The organism is Streptomyces sp. NPDC058335, from assembly GCF_042723915.1.
Lineage (GTDB): Bacteria > Actinomycetota > Actinomycetes > Streptomycetales > Streptomycetaceae > Streptomyces.
In genome coordinates, this window is the sequence record NZ_JBHXHX010000003.1 from 322,567 (window position 1) to 341,828 (window position 19,262).

General features: G+C 70.5%; 17 protein-coding genes. 16 read left to right on the top strand and 1 reads right to left on the bottom strand.

Annotated elements, in window-relative coordinates; all coding sequences use genetic code 11:
* Nucleotides 1-353: 353 nt before the first annotated feature.
* The 6 genes from ACFWJX_RS07300 to ftsH all read left to right on the top strand — a co-directional run bounded on the left by ACFWJX_RS07300 (nucleotide 354) and on the right by ftsH (nucleotide 10,134).
* Nucleotides 354-1,847 carry a hypothetical protein gene (locus tag ACFWJX_RS07300; protein WP_383238108.1) on the top strand — a complete coding sequence of 498 codons (1,494 nt, stop codon included), beginning with the start codon at nucleotides 354-356 and terminating at the stop codon, nucleotides 1,845-1,847.
* A gap of 325 nt (nucleotides 1,848-2,172) precedes the next feature.
* The gene (locus tag ACFWJX_RS07305; RefSeq protein WP_383238111.1) at nucleotides 2,173-3,513 is read left to right on the top strand and encodes an ammonium transporter; all 1,341 of its coding nucleotides are present in this window, start codon (nucleotides 2,173-2,175) and stop codon (nucleotides 3,511-3,513) included.
* Entirely contained in the window at nucleotides 3,510-3,848 is a 339-nt protein-coding gene (locus ACFWJX_RS07310) for a P-II family nitrogen regulator (protein ID WP_003997576.1), read from the top strand. Before ACFWJX_RS07305 ends, ACFWJX_RS07310 begins: the two co-directional genes overlap by 4 nt.
* A 26-nt stretch (nucleotides 3,849-3,874) precedes the next feature.
* Nucleotides 3,875-6,328 (top strand): [protein-PII] uridylyltransferase, encoded by a 2,454-nt coding sequence (locus ACFWJX_RS07315; protein WP_383238114.1) that lies wholly within the window; start codon nucleotides 3,875-3,877, stop codon nucleotides 6,326-6,328.
* Between the two features lie 213 nt (nucleotides 6,329-6,541).
* Nucleotides 6,542-8,092, top strand: a complete 1,551-nt coding sequence (gene ffh / locus ACFWJX_RS07320; RefSeq protein ID WP_383238117.1) for a signal recognition particle protein — start codon at nucleotides 6,542-6,544, stop codon at nucleotides 8,090-8,092.
* Between the two features lie 98 nt (nucleotides 8,093-8,190).
* A complete protein-coding gene (gene ftsH, locus ACFWJX_RS07325) occupies nucleotides 8,191-10,134 on the top strand; it encodes an ATP-dependent zinc metalloprotease FtsH (protein ID WP_383238119.1) in 1,944 nt (647 codons plus the stop codon).
* A gap of 22 nt (nucleotides 10,135-10,156) precedes the next feature.
* Here the strand turns inward: ftsH and ACFWJX_RS07330 are convergent, their stop codons facing one another.
* A complete protein-coding gene (locus tag ACFWJX_RS07330) occupies nucleotides 10,157-11,014 on the bottom strand; it encodes an SAM-dependent methyltransferase (protein ID WP_383238122.1) in 858 nt (285 codons plus the stop codon).
* 200 nt (nucleotides 11,015-11,214) lie between these two features.
* On the opposite strand from ACFWJX_RS07330, the gene proS reads away from it, so the two are divergent.
* From proS to lepB (ACFWJX_RS07380), 10 genes are all read left to right on the top strand, one after another.
* The gene (gene proS / locus ACFWJX_RS07335) at nucleotides 11,215-12,630 is read left to right on the top strand and encodes a proline--tRNA ligase (protein WP_383238124.1); all 1,416 of its coding nucleotides are present in this window, start codon (nucleotides 11,215-11,217) and stop codon (nucleotides 12,628-12,630) included.
* A gap of 261 nt (nucleotides 12,631-12,891) precedes the next feature.
* The gene (locus ACFWJX_RS07340) at nucleotides 12,892-13,488 is read left to right on the top strand and encodes a hypothetical protein (protein ID WP_086769908.1); all 597 of its coding nucleotides are present in this window, start codon (nucleotides 12,892-12,894) and stop codon (nucleotides 13,486-13,488) included.
* Nucleotides 13,489-13,821: 333 nt separating this feature from the next.
* Nucleotides 13,822-14,241, top strand: coding sequence for a 30S ribosomal protein S16 (gene rpsP / locus ACFWJX_RS07345; protein WP_383238127.1), 420 nt, complete (start codon nucleotides 13,822-13,824; stop codon nucleotides 14,239-14,241).
* 5 nt (nucleotides 14,242-14,246) lie between these two features.
* The gene (locus ACFWJX_RS07350; RefSeq protein WP_005479813.1) at nucleotides 14,247-14,486 is read left to right on the top strand and encodes an RNA-binding protein; all 240 of its coding nucleotides are present in this window, start codon (nucleotides 14,247-14,249) and stop codon (nucleotides 14,484-14,486) included.
* Nucleotides 14,487-14,599: 113 nt separating this feature from the next.
* Nucleotides 14,600-15,193, top strand: a complete 594-nt coding sequence (gene rimM / locus ACFWJX_RS07355) for a ribosome maturation factor RimM (protein ID WP_383238130.1) — start codon at nucleotides 14,600-14,602, stop codon at nucleotides 15,191-15,193.
* Nucleotides 15,193-16,026: a tRNA (guanosine(37)-N1)-methyltransferase TrmD gene (gene trmD, locus ACFWJX_RS07360; protein ID WP_383238132.1), complete on the top strand. Its 834-nt coding sequence runs from the start codon at nucleotides 15,193-15,195 to the stop codon at nucleotides 16,024-16,026. The genes rimM and trmD overlap by 1 nt, the downstream gene beginning before the upstream one ends.
* 133 nt (nucleotides 16,027-16,159) lie before the next feature.
* Entirely contained in the window at nucleotides 16,160-16,510 is a 351-nt protein-coding gene (gene rplS, locus ACFWJX_RS07365; RefSeq protein WP_007493339.1) for a 50S ribosomal protein L19, read from the top strand.
* A 46-nt stretch (nucleotides 16,511-16,556) separates the two neighbouring features.
* A complete protein-coding gene (gene lepB, locus ACFWJX_RS07370) occupies nucleotides 16,557-17,291 on the top strand; it encodes a signal peptidase I (RefSeq protein WP_383238135.1) in 735 nt (244 codons plus the stop codon).
* Complete coding sequence (lepB, locus tag ACFWJX_RS07375) at nucleotides 17,284-18,378, top strand: signal peptidase I (RefSeq protein ID WP_383238137.1); 1,095 nt, start codon at nucleotides 17,284-17,286, stop codon at nucleotides 18,376-18,378. Before lepB (ACFWJX_RS07370) ends, lepB (ACFWJX_RS07375) begins: the two co-directional genes overlap by 8 nt.
* On the top strand, nucleotides 18,266-19,246 hold the full coding sequence (gene lepB / locus ACFWJX_RS07380) for a signal peptidase I (protein WP_383238140.1): 981 nt from the start codon (nucleotides 18,266-18,268) through the stop codon (nucleotides 19,244-19,246). Before lepB (ACFWJX_RS07375) ends, lepB (ACFWJX_RS07380) begins: the two co-directional genes overlap by 113 nt.
* Nucleotides 19,247-19,262 lie beyond the last annotated feature (16 nt).

Genomic DNA, 19,262 nt, shown 5'->3' on the forward strand with positions numbered 1-19,262 from the left:
ACGGCGCCCGGAAGCGTCCCGGGTCGTGTGGCGGATGGCGCGCGCCCCTGAGTGCACCGTTCCGCCCATCCCGGCCGTCCTATGTCAAGTGAATCGCCTGTGCGCCACCGTGAGTTCATTCGATGGGGTGGCGAATGGTGGCGTTTCCAGGATCGCCATGGCTGGACGGGTGATCGTAGGATTACTCTGAGTGTGCGAGGCCCGGGGGCACATGCCTCCCCGGGTATGCCGGGGGCAAGTCGGCTTTCCGTTCGAAGGGTGAGAACCGCCGGACGGCGGGCCGTATTTACCGGCATTCTGATAAGGCTTGGCGCATTAGAGCGACAAGTGGTCTCAGGGATGGGGGCGTTCCAGTGAGCGGCAACGGCGGAGGCGGGACGGGCGCTGGGAGCGCCGCGCACGCGGACAAGCGCCCGAACGACCTGCTCACCTCCTGGTTCGTGCGCAGCGGCTGGTCGAAGGGCGAACTCGCCCGTCAAGTCAACCGTAGGGCCCGTCAGTTGGGCGCCAACCACATCTCCACGGATACTTCACGTGTGCGCCGCTGGCTCGACGGCGAGAACCCCCGCGAGCCGATCCCCCGCATCCTGTCCGACCTGTTCTCCGAGCGGTTCGGCTGTGTCGTCTCCGTCGAGGACCTCGGTCTGCGCACCGCGCGCCAGGTACCCTCCGCGACCGGCGTGGACCTGCCCTGGACGGGCCCGCAGACGGTGGCCCTGCTCAGCGAGTTCTCGCGCAGCGACCTGATGCTGGCGCGGCGCGGCTTCCTCGGGACCTCGCTGGCCCTGGCCGCGGGCCCCACCCTCATCGAGCCCATGCAGCGCTGGCTCGTGCCCTCCCCGCCCGCCCCGCACGAGGACACGGACGCCCTTCCGACCAGCCGCGCCCGCGGCCGGCTCTCCAGGCCCGAACTGGAGCTGCTGGAGGCCACCACCGTCATGTTCCGCCAGTGGGACGCCCAGTGCGGCGGCGGACTGCGCCGCAAGGCGGTCGTGGGCCAGTTGCACGAAGTGACGGACCTCCTCCAGGAACCCCAGCCCGAGGCCACCGGCAGGAAGCTGTTCAAGGTCGCCGCCGAGCTGGCCGAACTGGCGGGCTGGATGTCGTACGACGTGGGGCTCCAGCCCACCGCGCAGAAGTACTTCGTCCTCGCGCTGCACGCCGCCAAAGAGGCCGGTGACCGGCCGCTCGGCTCGTACGTGCTGTCCAGCATGAGCCGTCAGATGATCCACCTCGGACGGCCAGAGGACGCCCTGGAGCTGATCCACCTCGCGCAGTACGGCAGCCGGGACTGCGCGAGCCCGCGCACCCAGTCGATGCTGTATGCGATGGAGGCCCGCGCCTACGCCAACATGGGCCAGCCCGGCCGGTGCAAGCGGGCCGTCAGGATGGCCGAGGACATCTTCGCCGACGCGGACGACTGGGACGAGCCCGACCCCGACTGGATCCGCTTCTTCTCCGAGGCCGAGCTGTACGGCGAGAACTCGCACTCCTTCCGCGATCTGGCCTATGTGGCCGGCCGCAGCCCCACGTACGCCTCGCTGGCCGAGCCGCTCATGCAGAAGGCGGTGGACCTGTTCGCGAAGGACGCCGAGCACCAGCGGTCCTACGCGCTGAACCTCATCGGCATGGCCACCGTGCACCTGCTGCGCCAGGAGCCCGAGCAGAGCGCCGTGCTGGCCGCGCAGGCCATGAAGGCGGCGAAGAAGATCCGCTCGGAGCGTGTCAACACTCGTATCCGAAAGACCGTCGACACGGCCGTACGCGACTTCGGGGACCTCGCCGAGGTCGTCGATCTCACCGACCGCCTCGCCGTGGAGCTGCCGGAGACCGCGGAGGCGGTCTGAGACCCGGCGAAACCCCAGAACCCCGGCCGCGGCCGGCCCTCCCGAACTGCCCGACTCGGCTCCCCCATGCCAGGTCATCGGAAGGCCGACCGCGGCCGGTTTGCGTTACTCCGACGAAGGTTGCGCCACGATAACGATCCACTCGCGGAACATCAGCCAGTTCATCGAGGCGTAACGCACAAGGTGCCTTCGTCACCGCGGCGAAACAACGAGGGGCGTCGACCGAAACGGCGCTGCGCCAATCTCATGGCGCATAACCGGCCCACCCCTCAAACCCGCTCTGGCTTCGCCCGCACGGGGCCGTACCAACGACGAGGAGACGCCGATGGCACCAGCCATCACGCTTGCGGCGGACGCACCCACGCTGTCGTCCGCGAACACAGGCTTCATGCTCATCTGTTCCGCCCTGGTGATGCTCATGACCCCGGGCCTGGCCTTCTTCTACGGAGGCATGGTCCGGGTCAAGAGCACCCTGAACATGCTGATGATGAGCTTCATCAGCCTGGGGATCGTCACGATCCTCTGGGTGCTCTACGGTTTCTCCCTCGCCTTCGGCACCGACTCCGGCTCGATCATCGGCTGGAACTCCGACTGGGTCGGCCTCAGCAACATCGGCCTGACGGAGCTGTGGGACGGGTACACGATCCCCGTCTTCGTCTTCCTGGTCTTCCAGCTGATGTTCGCCATCATCACGCCCGCCCTGATCAGCGGTGCGCTCGCGGACCGCGTGAAGTTCTCCGCCTGGGCACTGTTCATCACCCTGTGGGCCACGATCGTGTACTTCCCCGTCGCCCACTGGGTATGGGGCGCCGGCGGCTGGGCCTTCGAGCTCGGCGTGATCGACTTCGCCGGTGGTACGGCGGTGCACATCAACGCCGGTGCCGCGGCCCTCGGCGTGATCCTGGTAATCGGCAAGCGCGTCGGGTTCAAGAAGGACCCGATGCGCCCGCACAGCCTCCCGCTGGTCATGCTCGGCGCCGGTCTGCTGTGGTTCGGCTGGTTCGGCTTCAACGCCGGCTCGTGGCTCGGCAACGACGACGGCGTCGGCGCGCTGATGTTCGTCAACACGCAGGTCGCCACAGCCGCCGCCATGCTGTCCTGGCTGATCTACGAGAAGATCCGCCACGGCGCGTTCACCACGCTGGGCGCCGCCTCCGGCGCGGTCGCCGGTCTGGTCGCCATCACCCCCGCGGGCGGTGCGGTCTCCCCGCTCGGCGCGATCGCCGTCGGCGTCATCGCCGGTGTCCTGTGCGCCATGGCCGTCGGCCTGAAGTACAGGTTCGGCTACGACGACTCGCTCGACGTGGTCGGCGTTCACCTGGTCGGCGGAGTCGTCGGCTCCCTGCTGATCGGCTTCTTCGCCAGCGGCAAGGGCCAGTCCGACGTCCAGGGCCTCTTCTACGGCGGCGGCCTCGACCAGTTCTGGAAGCAGTGCGCCGGTGTCTTCGCGGTCCTCGGCTACTCGCTGGTGGTCTCCGCGATCCTCGCCTTCCTGCTCGACAAGACGATCGGCATGCGCGTCCCCGAGGACGACGAGGTGGCCGGCATCGACCAGGCCGAGCACGCCGAGACCGCATACGACTTCAGCGGTGCGGGTGGCGGTGCCGCCCGGACCAACGTCACGGGCCCGGTGGCCGACACTGCGAGCAAGAAGGTGGACGCATGAAGCTCATCACCGCCGTCGTGAAGCCCCACCGGCTCGACGAGATCAAGGAAGCCCTCCAGGCCTTCGGGGTCCACGGCCTCACGGTCACCGAGGCCAGCGGTTACGGTCGTCAGAGGGGACACACCGAGGTCTACCGCGGTGCCGAGTACACCGTCGACCTGGTCCCCAAGATCCGCATCGAGGTGCTGGCCGAGGACGACGACGCCGAGCAGTTGATCGACGTCATCGTCAAGGCGGCCCGCACCGGCAAGATCGGTGACGGCAAGGTCTGGTCCCTCCCGGTCGAGACCGCCGTACGGGTCCGCACCGGCGAGCGCGGCCCGGACGCGCTCTGACAGAAGAACAGAACAGGAGTCACTGGGTGACGAGTACGGACGTGCGCAAGGATGCAGAGGACTCGGGACCCAGCGGCTACGCGGCGGCCCGGCTGCGCCTCCTCACCGAGGGGGCGCGGTCCGGGCCGCCGCGCCGTTCCGCCCTCTCCGAACTGACCGACGACTGGCTGGCGGGCCTGTTCACCGCGGGCAGCGAGGAACTGAGGGGCGTCTCCCTGGTCGCCGTCGGCGGATACGGCCGCGGCGAGCTGTCCCCGCGCAGCGACCTCGACCTCCTGCTGCTGCACGACGGCAGCGACACCCAGGCCGTCGCCGCCCTCGCCGACCGCCTCTGGTACCCGGTCTGGGACCTCGGCCTCGCCCTCGACCACTCCGTCCGCACACCGGCGGAGGCCCGCAAGACCGCCGGCGAGGACCTGAAGGTCCAGCTCGGTCTGCTCGACGCCCGCCACCTCGCGGGCGACCTGGGGCTGACGGCGGGACTGCGGACGGCCGTACTGGCCGACTGGCGCAACCAGGCGCCCAAGCGGCTGCCCGAACTCCAGGAGCTGTGCGCCGAGCGCGCCGAACGCCAGGGCGAACTCCAGTACCTGCTGGAACCCGACCTCAAGGAGGCCCGCGGCGGACTGCGTGACGCCACCGCCCTGCGCGCCGTCGCCGCCTCCTGGCTGGCCGACGCCCCGCGCGAGGGCCTCGACGACGCCCGCCGCCGGCTCCTCGACGTCCGCGACGCCCTGCACCTGACGACCGGCCGTGCCACCGACCGGCTGGCCCTCCAGGAGCAGGACCAGGTCGCCGCCGAACTGGGCCTCCTCGACGCCGACACACTCCTGCGCCAGGTGTACGAGGCGGCCCGCGTCATCTCGTACGCCAGCGACGTCACCTGGCGTGAAGTGGGGCGCGTGCTCAGATCGCGCTCGGTGCGGCCCCGGCTGCGCGCCATGCTCGGGGGCGGCAAGCCCGTCGCCGAGCGCTCACCGCTGGCCGAGGGCGTCGTGGAGCAGGACGGCGAGGTGGTGCTCGCCCGCGCCGCGCGCCCCGAACGCGACCCCGTGCTGCCCCTGCGGGCCGCGGCCGCCGCCGCCCAGGCCGGCCTCCCCCTCTCCCTGCACGCCGTACGGCGTCTCGCCGCCACCGTGCGTCCCCTGCCCACGCCCTGGCCCGCCGAGGCCCGCGAGCAGCTCGTGACGCTGCTCGGCTCGGGGCAGCCCACCATCGAGGTCTGGGAGGCGCTGGAGGCCGAGGGGCTGATCACCCGGCTGCTGCCCGACTGGGAGCGGGTGCGCTGCCGGCCCCAGCGCAACGCCGTGCACATCTGGACCGTCGACCGGCACCTCATCGAGACCGCCGTGCGCGCCTCCGAGTTCACCCGCCGCGTCAGCCGCCCCGACCTGCTGCTGGTCGCCGCCCTGCTGCACGACATCGGCAAGGGCTGGCCGGGCGACCACTCCGTGGCGGGCGAGATCATCGCCAAGGACGTGGCCACCCGCATCGGCTTCGACCGCACCGAAGTGGCCGTCCTCTCCACTCTCGTACGGCATCACCTGCTGCTCATCGAGACGGCCACCCGGCGTGACCTGGAGGACCCGGCCACCGTCCGCTCGGTCGCCGAGGCGGTCGGCTCCCAGGGCACCCTGGAGCTGCTGCACGCGCTGACCGAGGCGGACGCGCTGGCCACCGGCCCGGCCGCCTGGTCGTCCTGGCGGGGTTCGCTCGTGGCGGACCTGGTCAAGCGTGTCTCGGCGGTGCTCGCCGGGGACGTTCCGGAGGAGCCCGAGGCCGCCGCGGCCACCGCCGAGCAGGAACGGCTCGCCATCGAGGCCGTCGCCACCGGCAGCCCCGTCCTGTCGCTGCGCGCCCAGACCGAACCCCCGGCCGACCCCGCGGACCAGCCCGCCGGCGATCCGGAGCCGCTCGGCGTGGAGCTGCTCATCGCCGTACCCGACCAGCCGCGCGTGCTGCCCGCCGTGGCCGGCGTGCTCGCCATGCACCGGCTGACCGTGCGCACGGCGGAGCTGCGGGCCCTGGAGCTGCCGTCCGGCGTCGAGGGCTCGGTGCTGCTGCTGAACTGGCGCGTCGCCGCGGAGTACGGCTCGCTGCCCCAGGCCGCCCGGCTCCGCGCCGACCTGGTGCGTGCCCTGGACGGTTCCCTGGACATCGCGGGCCGGCTCGCGGAACGCGACGCGGCCTACCCCCGGCGCCGGGGCCAGGTCGCGCCCCCGCCGCGGGTGACCGTCGCCTCGGCGGCCTCCCACCTGGCCACCGTGATCGAGGTACGCGCGCAGGACGCGCCGGGCCTGCTGTTCCGGATCGGGCGGGCGCTGGAGGACGCGGGCGTGCGGATGCGCAGCGCGCACGTGAGCACGCTGGGCGCGAACGCGGTGGACGCGTTCTATGTCACGGGGCGCTCGGGCAGCCCGTTGCCGGGCGACGAGGCGGCCGCGGTGGCGCGGAAGCTGGAGGAGATGCTGCGGGGGTGACCTGGGCGTCCCGGGCGCTGGACAGGGTGCCCCCGCCGACGCGGGGGTGGTCCGGGACGCATGTGCGAGGCAGGTATGGACGCCACGCCGTCCCCCGAGGCGCGTCGGGTGGTCCCCGTCCGCTGAATGCAGCGGGTGGGGACGACTGTCTTGCGCGGCCGGATACCCTGGAAGACGCTCACACTGCCCCCGACTCCGAGGACCGACGCCGCCGTGTTCGATACTCTCTCCGATCGCCTCTCAGCGACCTTCAAGAATCTGCGCGGCAAGGGGCGTCTGAGCGAGGCGGACATCGACGCCACCGCACGCGAGATCCGCATCGCACTCCTCGAGGCCGACGTGGCGCTGCCGGTCGTGCGGACGTTCATCAAGAACGTCAAGGAGCGTGCCCTCGGCGTCGAGGTCTCCAAGGCCCTGAACCCGGCCCAGCAGGTCTTGAAGATCGTCAACGACGAACTCGTCACGATCCTGGGCGGCGAGACCCGGCGCCTGCGCTTCGCCAAGAACCCGCCCACCGTGATCATGCTGGCCGGTCTCCAGGGCGCCGGTAAGACCACCCTGGCGGGCAAGCTCGGCCGCTGGCTGAAGGAGCAGGGCCACTCGCCGCTGCTCGTCGCCGCCGACCTTCAGCGCCCCAACGCCGTGAACCAGCTCAGCGTCGTCGCCGAGCGGGCCGGCGTGGCCGTCTACGCCCCGCAGCCGGGCAACGGCGTCGGTGACCCGGTCCAGGTCGCCAAGGACTCCATCGACTACGCGAAGTCCAAGGTCCACGACATCGTGATCGTGGACACCGCCGGCCGGCTCGGCATCGACGCCGAGCTGATGCAGCAGGCCGCGGACATTCGCGACGCCGTCTCGCCCGACGAGATCCTCTTCGTCGTCGACGCGATGATCGGCCAGGACGCCGTCAACACCGCCGAGTCCTTCCGGGACGGCGTCGGCTTCGACGGCGTGGTGCTCTCCAAGCTCGACGGTGACGCCCGCGGTGGTGCCGCACTGTCGATCCGGCAGATCACCGGCAAGCCGATCATGTTCGCGTCGAACGGCGAGAAGCTCGACGACTTCGACGCCTTCCACCCTGACCGGATGGCCTCCCGCATCCTCGACATGGGTGACCTGCTCACCCTGATCGAGCAGGCGGAGAAGACGTTCAGCCAGGAAGAGGCCGAGAAAATGGCCTCCAAGCTGGCGTCGAAGAAGGGCCAGGACTTCACCCTGGACGACTTCCTGTCCCAGATGGAACAGGTCAGGAAGATGGGGTCGATCTCCAAGCTGCTCGGCATGCTGCCGGGCATGGGCCAGATCAAGGACCAGATCCAGAACATCGACGAGCGCGACATCGACCGCATGGCCGCGATCATCAAGTCGATGACCCCGGCCGAGCGCCAGGACCCGACGATCATCAACGGCTCGCGCCGCGCCCGTGTCGCCAAGGGTTCCGGTGTCGAGGTCAGCGCGGTGAAGGGCCTGGTCGAGCGGTTCTTCGAGGCCCGCAAGATGATGTCCCGCATGGCCCAGGGCGGCGGCATGCCGGGCATGCCCGGGATGCCGGGCATGGGCGGCGGCCCCGGCCGCGCCAAGAAGCAGCCCAAGAAGGCCAAGGGCAAGCAGCGCTCCGGAAACCCGATGAAGCGCAGGCAGCAGGAGCAGGAGGAGGCCGAGCGCAGGGCCGCCGGGGCCCAGGGCGGCGCCCTCGGCCTGCCGGGCCAGCAGAGCGGCCAGGACTTCGAGCTTCCCGACGAGTTCAAGAAGTTCATGGGCTGATCACGGCCGTACGGTGTCGGGGGCGCCCCTCCTCAAAGGGGTGCCCCCGTTGCGTTCCCGCAGGTGCTCACGGCTGCGGTGTGTCGTAACGTCCCGATATGACCAATGCTGCGCCGCCACGGAAGTCGCCCGACCAGCCCTGGCGCACCGAGGGTGCCCCGGAGGAGCCGCCCAAGCCGCCGCCGGGCGGGCGGCGGGTGCGTGGCGGCTGGTGGAGCCTGATCCTCGCCTCGCTGGTCGTGTTCCTGATCGCGCTGCTGGTGCTGTCCTTCTTCAACGAGGGCGACGAGCCGACGATCTCGTACACCGAGTTCAGCAAGCAGGTCGACGAGGGCAACGTCAGCAAGATCTACGCCAAGGGCGACGCGATCCAGGGGCAGCTGAGGAAGGAGCGGGACAACCCCCAGGGGGACGGGACGTACACCAAGTTCCGCACCGAGCGGCCGACCTTCGCGGACGACCGGCTCTGGGACGAACTGACCGAGCACGACGTCACCGTCACCGCCGAGCCGGTCGTCCGGCAGCGCAGCTTTCTCGCCAATCTGCTGATCTCCCTGGCACCGATGGTGCTGCTCGTCGCCGTGTGGGTGTTCATCGCCCGGCGGATGCGCTCGGGGGGTCTGGGCGGGGCGGGCGGCATGCTCGGCCGCAAGGCGCCGCCCAAGCCGGTCGAGCTGGAGCCGGGGCAGGAGCGGACGACGTTCGAGGACGTGGCCGGCATCGACGAGGTCGAGGGCGAGCTGAGTGATGTCGTCGACTTCCTGAAGAACCCCGACGCCTACCGCAGGATGGGCGCCAAGATGCCCCGCGGAGTGCTGCTCTCCGGCCCGCCCGGCACCGGCAAGACGCTGCTCGCGCGGGCGGTGGCCGGGGAGGCGGGGGTGCCGTTCTTCTCCGCGTCGGCGTCCGAGTTCATCGAGATGATCGTGGGCGTCGGCGCCTCCCGGGTGCGGGAGCTGTTCGCGGAGGCCCGCAAGGTGGCCCCGTCGATCATCTTCATCGACGAGATCGACACCATCGGGCGGGCCCGCGGCGGCGGCTCGGCCATGGGCGGTCACGACGAGCGCGAGCAGACCCTCAACCAGATCCTGACCGAGATGGACGGCTTCTCCGGCTCCGAGGGCGTGATCGTCCTCGCCGCCACCAACCGCGCGGACATCCTGGACCCGGCCCTGACCCGGCCGGGCCGCTTCGACCGGATCGTCAGCGTCTCGCCCCCGGACCGCGGCGGCCGCGAGGCGATCCTCGCGATCCACACCCGCGAGATCCCGCTCGCCCCGGACGTCGACCTCGCCCAGGTGGCCCGTACGACCCCGGGCATGACCGGCGCCGAGCTGGCCAACCTCGCCAACGAGGCGGCCCTGCTCGCCGTCAAGCGGGGCAAGGAGCAGGTGACCCGGGGCGACCTGTCCGAGGCCCTGGAGAAGGTGCAGCTCGGTGCGGAACGTTCCCTGGTGATGCCCGAGGAGGAGCGGCGCAGGACGGCGTACCACGAGAGCGGGCACGCGCTGCTGGGGATGCTCCAGCCGGGCGCCGACCCGGTCCGCAAGATCACCATCGTGCCGCGCGGCCGGGCACTCGGCGTGACGCTGTCGACGCCGGACGCGGACCGGTACGCGTACACGGAGGAGTACCTGCGCGGCCGGATCATCGGCGCGCTCGGCGGCATGGCGGCCGAGCACGTCGTCTACGACATGATCACGACCGGCTCCGAGAACGACCTGGAGCAGGTCACCACCATCGTGCGCGGCATGGTCGCCCGCTGGGGCATGAGCGAACGCGTGGGCCGCATGTCGGCCCTGCCCGGCGACGCCCAGCAGGCCTACGGGCTCTCCGCCGCCCCGCAGACCCTCGACGCCATCGACCACGAGATGCGGCGCGTCGTCGACGAGTGCTACGAGGAGGCCTGCCGCAAACTCCGCGACCACCGCGGCCAGTTGGACGCCCTCGCCCAGGCACTCCTGGAGAACGAGACACTGGACGAGGCGGACGCGTACCGCATCGCGGGGGTCACCAGGCTGACCAAGGACGCCGAGAGCTAGGTGCTCTCAGGGGCACGAGGTGTCAGGGGACCCTGGCGATCAGGTACCGGAAGACGTTCGGCATCCACACCGTGCCGTCCGCGCGCCGGTACGGGTGGAGCGCCTCGGTCACCTCCTTGTCCACCTGTGCCTGGTCCGTCGCGGAGATCGCCGCGTCGAACAGGCCCGTGGACACCAGGCCCTTGAGGGCGCTGTCCACCCCCGCGTACCCGAACGGGCAGGCCACCCGCCCGGAGCCGTCGGGCCTGAGCCCGGCTCGCTGGGCCACTTCCTCCAGGTCGTCGCGCAGCGCGGGGCGCCAACTGCCCGCGGACCGCAGCGGATCGGCCAGCCTGGTGGCGACCCGCAGCACGGACGAGGTCGCGCAGCGCTCCGGCGGGCCCCAGCCCACGAGCACCACGGGCGTCCCGCGCTCGGCCAGCGGCGTGGCGGCCGCGAGCAGTTCGCCGAGCCCGTCCGAGTCGCCGGCCAGGCAGCCGATCGGCTCGAAGGCCGTCACCAGGTTGTACGCGGGCGTCTCCGCGTCGGCCGCGTCCCTGGGTGAGCCGTCGACGAGGCGCGTGCCGCCCGGCGCGCGCGTGCCCCAGGCCTCCGGGGCCAGTCGCTGCCTGGCGAGGGCCAGCCGCTCCGGGGCCAGTGCCTCGACACCGGTGAGGGCCGCGCCTCTGGAGGCCGCCATCAGCAGGGCCAGCCCGGAGCCGCAGCCGAGGCCCAGGAGCCGGGTGCCGGACCCCACTTCCAGTCGCTCGTAGACGGCCTCGTAGAGCGGGACCAGCATCCGCTCCTGGATCTCGGACCAGTCACGCGCGCGTGCACCGAGGTCCACGCGGAGCGCCGGCCCCGCATGAGGAAGGTGCTCCCGCACGAGCGTAGGTGTCATGGATAAGCGCCCCAATCCGCCGAGAGTTTGCCGCAGTACCCGTTCAGGTGGCCCCCGTCAGTGCGCCCGCACTCCCTCCCGTATGCCAGGTAACTCCCCACTCGACCCCGCGTCCAGGGGTTGCGGAGGCCTGCTTGCGCGCCGCCCGCGCGTGTGGCGAGATTTCACATCCCGGCAACCTGGACCCGTACCATCGCGCCATGGCAAAGGCACCCGTGCTCACCCCGCGGTCGGAGGACTTCCCCCGCTGGTACCAGGATCTGATCGCCAAGGCGGAACTGGCCGACAACGGACCGGTGCGCGGCACCATGGTGATCCGACCGTACGGGTACGGACTGTGGGAGCGGATGCAGGCGGAGATGGACGCCCGCATCAAGGAGACGGGCACCCAGAACGCGTACTTCCCGCTGCTGATCCCGCAGTCCTACCTCGCGCGCGAGGCGGACCACGTGGAGGGCTTCGCGCCCGAGCTGGCCGTGGTGACCCACGGCGGCGGCAAGGAGCTGGAGGAGCCCGCGGTCGTCCGGCCCACCTCCGAGATGATCGTCAACGAGTACTTCGCGAAGTGGGTGCAGAGCTACCGCGACCTGCCGCTGCTCATCAACCAGTGGGCCAACGTGGTCCGTTGGGAACTGCGGCCCCGCCTGTTCCTGCGCACCACGGAGTTCCTGTGGCAGGAGGGCCACACCGCGCACGCCACCTACGAGGACGCCCGCGACTTCGCCGCGCGCATCCACCGCCGGGTCTACGAGGACTTCATGGTGAACGTCCTCGCCATGGACGTCGTGCCCGGCCGCAAGACCGTCAAGGAGCGGTTCGCCGGTGCCGTCAACACCCTCACGCTCGAAGGCATGATGGGCGACGGCAAGGCCCTCCAGATGGCCACCAGCCATGAACTGGGCCAGAACTTCGCGAGGGCCTTCAACACCTCGTACCTGTCGAAGGACGGCACGCAGGAACTGGTCTGGCAGACCTCCTGGGGCTCGACGACCCGCATGATCGGCGCCCTGGTGATGATGCACGGCGACGACAGCGGGCTGCGCGTCCCGCCCCGGCTGGCGCAGATCCAGGCCGTCGTCCTCGCGATCAAGGGCGACGAGGCGGTTCTGGCCAAGGTCCACGAGGTCGGCGACCGGCTGAGGAAGGCCGGCATCCGTGTCCATGTCGACGACCGGACCGACACCCCGTTCGGCCGGCGCGCGGTCGACTGGGAGCTGAAGGGCGTCCCGGTCCGCGTCGAGATCGGCCCGCGCGATCTGGAGAACGGCACGGGGATGCTCGCCCGGCGCATCCCCGGGGGCAAGGAGCCGGTCGCCCTGGACGCGCTGGCCGCCCTGCTGCCCGCGATCCTCGAGGAGGACCAGGCGCTGCTGCTCAGGCAGGCCCGTGAGCGCCGCGAGTCCCGGACGGCGGACGTGTCCACGCTCGGCGAGGCCGTCGAGGTGGCCACCGCCGGCGGCTGGGCCCGGATCCCCTGGGCCGCCCTCGGCCCGGACGGCGAGAACGCGCTCGCCGAGCACGCGGCGACCGTACGGTGTCTGGTCGCCGAGGACGGGGCGGTGCCCGAGGACGAGGACGCGCCCGGTAACGTCGCGGTCGTCGCGCGCGCCTACTGAGTCGACGGCCTCCGCGCGCAGAGCGACCGAAACGCCCCTTGCGCCTCAGCGGAACATTCCTCCCCCCGGCGCGTGGACATGCTCTACGCGCCGGGACGTATGTGGGGCTACGCACCGGCTTGGTATGAGCTGTGAGACTTCTCCGCAGATCAGCGCACCCGCCCTCGTCAGGACGCATCAGCGGCAACTGACGGGTACGTGCAAATTATTTGGGATGCCCCGGAATAGGAACACAGCGGTACCCCCGCTCGTTGTCATTACGTGAGCACGACACAGACACCACCTGTTCTCGCCGCAGAGCTGGCACAGGCGTGGGCCGACATTCAGCGGTACCACCCCGAGCTGCCGGACCTTGCCGCGCCAGAGTCACTGATCGGGGAGTCGTCGTCCGCCTGCGGTCACGAGCTCTCCTTCGAGCGACTGCTCCACGAGGCAGTCCACGGCATCGCCGCCGCCCGCGGTGTCCGCGACACCTCCCGCGCCGGCCGCTACCACAACCGCAGATTCCTCGCGATCGCCGAGGAGCTGGGTCTGGACCACCCCGAGGAGCCGCATCCCAGCAGCGGCTTCTCGCTGGTCACGCTCAACCCCGAGGCCAAGCGCCGCTACCGCCCGACGATCGAGCGCCTCCAGCGGGCCCTCAAGGCCCATGTGGCCGCCACCACCGCCGAGACGACCCGTGCCTTCCGCGGCCCGGCCGCCCGGCACGGCTCCTCCGGTGGCGGCGTCCGGGTCAAGGCCGTCTGCGACTGCGGGCGCAACGTCCGGGTCGTTCCGTCGGTCCTGGCCCAGGCTCCGATCGTGTGCGGCGGCTGCGGCAAGCCGTTCCGCATCCCGGAGGTCATGGGCGCGGCGTAACCCGCGGACGCGGACGCACCGGCATCTCGTGGCTGCCGGTTCGACAGCCGGCGCGGGGAGCCGTCACCGACGGCACCCCGCGACCCGGCGAGCGCGCACCCGACGTACGGCCGCCGTGGGGCGATCGTGGTGCCGGGTGCCGCTGCCGCATGCCCCGCAAACCCCACGGCTCAATGGGACCCGCGGGGTGTGGCAGAATGGTCAGCTGTACTCGACAGCCGCATAGGACCCCTCTCTCCTCCGGCTGACGCGTCCATCGGGCACTCGGGTACCGCAACCCCACGCGGCAATCTCGCCGTGCCCAAACACGTCAATTCAGGAGAACTCACTCCAGTGGCAGTCAAGATCAAGCTGAAGCGTCTGGGCAAGATCCGTGCGCCTCACTACCGCATCGTCGTCGCCGACTCCCGCACCCGTCGTGACGGTCGTGCGATCGAGGAGATCGGCAAGTACCACCCGACGTACAACCCGTCGGTCATGGAGGTCGACGCCGACCGCGTGGCCTACTGGCTGGGTGTCGGCGCGCAGCCGACCGAGCCCGTCCTCGCCATCCTGAAGAAGACCGGCGACTGGCAGAAGTTCAAGGGCGAGCCCGCCCCGGCTCCGCTGCTCGTCGCCGAGCCGAAGAAGGCGCGCCCGCTGTTCGAGGCCCTCGGTGGCGACGACGCGGGCAAGGGTGAGGCCATCACCCAGAAGAAGAAGGCTGAGAAGAAGGACGAGGCCCCGGCTGAGTCCGAGTCGACCGAGGCCTGAGCAGCATGCTCGAAGAGGCGCTTGAGCACCTCGTGAAGGGCATCGTCGACAACCCTGACGACGTACAGGTCGCCTCGCGCGACCTGCGCCGTGGTCGCGTGCTCGAGGTCCGGGTCCACCCGGACGACCTCGGCAAGGTGATCGGCCGCAACGGCCGCACCGCACGCGCTCTGCGCACCGTCGTGGGCGCCATCGGCGGCCGCGGTGTCCGTGTCGACCTCGTCGACGTGGACCACGTCCGCTGACGCATGTGCAGCACCGGCTCGGGCCGGGGAGGGCCACTGGGCCGTCCCCGGCCCGCAGTCGTTACGGCAACACGTACGACAGGCATGACAGGTACGACAGGAGATCTTCGACAGTGCAGCTCGTAGTCGCACGGATCGGCCGCGCCCACGGCATCAAGGGCGAGGTCACCGTGGAGGTCCGCACCGACGAGCCGGAACTGCGGCTCGCCCCCGGTGCCGTACTGGCCACGGACCCCGCCGCCAAGGGTCCGCTCACGATCGAGACCGGCCGGGTGCACAGTGGCCGTCTCCTCCTGCGCTTCGAGGGGGTCACCGACCGCACGGGGGCCGAGGCCCTGCGCAACATCCTCCTGATCGCCGACGTGGACCCGGAGGAGCTCCCCGAGGAGGAGGACGAGTACTACGACCACCAGCTCATGGACCTGGACGTGGTGACGAAGGACGGCGTCGAGGTCGGCCGGATCACGGAGATCTCGCACCTGCCCTCGCAGGACCTCTTCATCGTCGAGCGGGCCGACGGGAGCGAGGTGATGATCCCCTTCGTCGAGGCGATCGTCACGGAGATCGACCTGGAGGAGCAGCGGGCGGTCATCGACCCGCCGCCCGGCCTGATCGACGACCGCGCCGAGATCGCCTCCGCACGGGACGAGGCGGCGGCGGAGCAGGCGGACGAGAAGGCGGACGACGAGACCGGGGACGGCTCCTGATGCGCCTCGACGTCGTCACGATCTTCCCCGAGTACCTCGACCCGCTGAACGTCTCCCTGGTCGGCAAGGCACGCGCGCGTGGGCAGCTGAACGTCCAGGTGCACGACCTGCGGCAGTGGACGTACGACCGGCACAACACCGTCGACGACACCCCGTACGGCGGCGGGCCCGGCATGGTCATGAAGACCGACCCGTGGGGCGACGCCCTCGACACCGTCCTCGCCGACGGCTACGAGAGCGGCGCGCACGCCCCCGCGCTCGTCGTCCCCACCCCCAGCGGCAGGCCCTTCACCCAGGAACTCGCCGTCGAACTCTCCGAGCGGCCCTGGCTGATCTTCACCCCGGCCCGCTACGAGGGCATCGACCGGCGCGTCATCGACGAGTACGCCACCCGGATCCCCGTCTACGAGGTCTCCATCGGCGACTACGTCCTGGCCGGCGGCGAGGCGGCCGTCCTGGTCGTCACGGAGGCCGTGGCGCGCCTGCTTCCCGGCGTGCTCGGCAACGCGGAGTCGCACCGCGACGACTCCTTCGCGCCCGGTGCCATGGCCAGCCTCCTCGAAGGCCCCGTCTACACCAAGCCGCCCGCCTGGCGCGGCCGGGAGATCCCCGAGGTGCTGCTCAGCGGCCACCACGGGAAGATCGCCCGCTGGCGCCGCGACGAGGCCCTGCGCCGTACGACGGCCAACCGGCCCGACCTGATCGAGCGCTGCGACCCCAAGGCCTTCGACAAGAAGGACCGCGAGATGCTCTCCATCCTCGGCTGGTCCCCGGATCCCGAGGGTGAGCCGTACGGCCGATTTTGGCGCAGGACCGACGGCGTGGAACAATAGGCCGCTGTTGTGCGCCGTCCGGCGTGCGCCCCTGCCACGGGGGGACACGACGCCCGCCCCGACAGCACGACTCTCCTTCAGAACTCCTAGTTTCCGTTGATGACCTGTGGCATCAGCGAGGAAAGCAGACGAAATGTCTCACCTGCTCGACACAGTCGACTCCGCGTCGCTGCGCACCGACGTCCCGGCCTTCCGCCCGGGTGACACCGTCAACGTCCACGTCCGCGTCATCGAGGGCAACCGCTCCCGTGTGCAGCAGTTCAAGGGCGTAGTCATCCGCCGCCAGGGCGCCGGTGTCCGCGAGACCTTCACGGTCCGCAAGGTCTCCTTCTCCGTCGGCGTCGAGCGCACCTTCCCGGTGCACACCCCGATCGTCGAGAAGATCGAGCTGGTCACCCGCGGTGACGTGCGTCGCGCCAAGCTCTACTACCTCCGTGAGCTGCGCGGCAAGGCCGCGAAGATCAAGGAGAAGCGCGACAACTGAGCGCCCTTCAGGAGTTCATGGCGGGGCCGGATAGCATCTGGCCCCGATGGACACCGAAGCTCAGCCGACGGAGCGCGACCGCTCCTCCAGCCCTTCCGATCCCGGAGCGATCCCGGACCCGGAGGGACCGGAGGACCGGTCGCGTTTCGCGTTGGTGGCGCGGATCACGCAGTGGCTGCCGGGCGGCCGGATCAGTCTCACACTGTTGATCGGCCTGCTCTTTTCGCTGCTCCTCAACCTCTTCGTGGTGAAACCGTTCCAGATTCCCAGCGGATCCATGGAGAACGGATTGAGGATCGGCGACCGCGTTCTCGTAAATAGGTTGGCGTACCGTTTCGGTGCCGAGCCGCGGCGCGGCGATGTCGTCGTGTTCGACGGCACCGGGTATTTCGGGAACGCCGACTACATCAAGCGCGTCGTGGGTGTGGGGGGAGACCACGTGGTCTGCTGCGACAAGGACGGGAGGATCCAGGTGAACGGCCGGCCGGTCGACGAGTCGACGTTCCTGTATCCGGGCGACAGTCCGTCCACGGTGCCCTTCGACGTGGCCGTGCCCGACGGCACCCTGTTCGTCCTCGGCGACCACCGCAGCGACTCCAGCGACTCCCGCGACCACCTCGGCTCGCCGGGCGGCGGCATGATCCCCGTCGACACCGTGATCGGCCGCGCCGACTGGATCGCCTGGCCCTTCGCCCACCTCACCCGCCTGCACCGCCCGAGCGGCTACGCGCGCGTGCCGGAGGCGAGCACCGCCTCGGACCCGGCGGGCGCCCATGGGTAATCGCGGAAAGCCCCGCGGCGTGTCCGACAGCGCCGCGGACAACCTCCTGCCCACCGGCGTCCGGCGCGCCGCCGGCTCGTCCGGTGGCCGCACGCGCGCGGAGCGACGCAAACTCCAGCGCAAGGTCAAGCGCAAGCGCAGGCGCAGCGCCGTCCGGGAGATCCCCCTCCTCGTCGGGGTCGCCGTCCTGATAGCGCTCGTCCTGAAGACCTTCCTGGTGCAGGCCTTCGTGATCCCGTCCGGCTCCATGGAGCAGACGATCCAGATCGGCGACCGGGTCCTGGTGGACAAGTTCACCCCGTGGTTCGGCTCCAAGCCGCAACGCGGGGACGTCGTCGTCTTCAAGGACCCCGGCGGCTGGCTCCAGGACGAGCAGCCCACCACGAAGAAGGACGACCCCATCGTCGTCAAGCAGATCAAGGAAGGGCTCACCTTCATCGGTCTGCTGCCGTCCGACAACGAGAAGGACCTCATCAAGCGGGTCGTCGGCGTGGGCGGCGACCACGTCCAGTGCTGTGACACGCAGGGGCGAGTCACCGTCAACGGCGTTCCCCTGAACGAGGCGGACTATCTGTACCCCGCCAACGCCCCCTCGCTCACGCCCTTCGACATCACCGTTCCCCAGGGGCGCCTGTGGGTGATGGGCGACCACCGGGAGAACTCCGCGGACTCCCGAGCCCACCAGGACACGGACTACGGCGGCACGGTGTCCGAGGACGGGGTGGTGGGGCGCGCCATGGTCATCGCGTGGCCGCTGGGCCACTGGAACTCCCTCAAGGAACCGCAAACCTTTTCCTCAGTGACCGACTCGGTGTCCGGGGCGACCGCGCGATCCGACGGGTCGCATAGGGTTGCCCCCGACGATCCGAACGGAACGATCCGACTCCCGAGCCCTGCGGAACTCCCGCTCGTTATGGGAGTGGTGGGCCTGCGCCGTATGTGGGGCAGGCAGCGGCACAGAGTAAGGAGTTGGCGTGGGGGATGTGGCGGTTGGCGCACGGTCCGGGCACGACGGCGAGGAGCACCGCGGACACCCCGTGGACGAGGCCGGCCCGGCCCAGGACAGCGCTGTGACCTCCGGGAATGATTCCCCGGCGGCAGGAGACGACGGGCCCGGCGACGGGCAGCCCCCCGTGACGGGACAGGGCTCCGGTGACGGGGCCCCCAAGGCCAAGAAGCCGCGCTCCTTCTGGAAGGAGCTGCCGATCCTGATCGGCATCGCGCTCGTTCTCGCGCTGCTCATCAAGACGTTCCTGGTGCAGGCGTTCTCGATCCCCTCCGACTCGATGCAGAACACCCTCCAGGAGGGTGACCGGGTCCTGGTGGACAAGCTCACCCCGTGGTTCGGCTCCGAGCCCGAGCGCGGCGAGGTCGTCGTCTTCCACGATCCGGACGCCTGGCTCGCGGGCGAGCCCACCGCCGAGCCGAACGCGATCCAGACCTTCCTCAGCTGGATCGGCCTGATGCCGTCGGTCGAGGAGAAAGACCTGATCAAGCGGGTGATCGGGGTCGGCGGCGACACCGTCTCCTGCAACAAGACCGGCCCGCTCAGGGTCAACGGCAAGGCGCTGAACGAGCCGTATGTGTACCCGGGCAACACCCCGTGCAGCATGGACGACCAGGGTGGCCAGTTCACGGTGAAGGTGCCCAAGGGCTTCATCTGGGTGATGGGCGACCACCGCCAGAACTCGCGCGACTCCCGCTACAACCAGTCCGACAAGAACCACGGCATGGTCCCGGTCGACGAGGTCGTCGGCCGAGCCATCGTCAAGGCCTGGCCGATCAACCGCTGGGGCACGCTGCCGGTGCCGGACACCTTCGACCAGGACGGTCTCAAGGCCCAGTCGGCGGCTTCGGCCGCCCTCACGGTCGCACCGCAGGGCGCCGCCCTCGTCGGTGTCGTCCCGGTGGTCCTGTGGCGCCGTCGGCGCGCGCAGGCGGCCGAGACTCGCTGATCCGCTGGGTAAACGC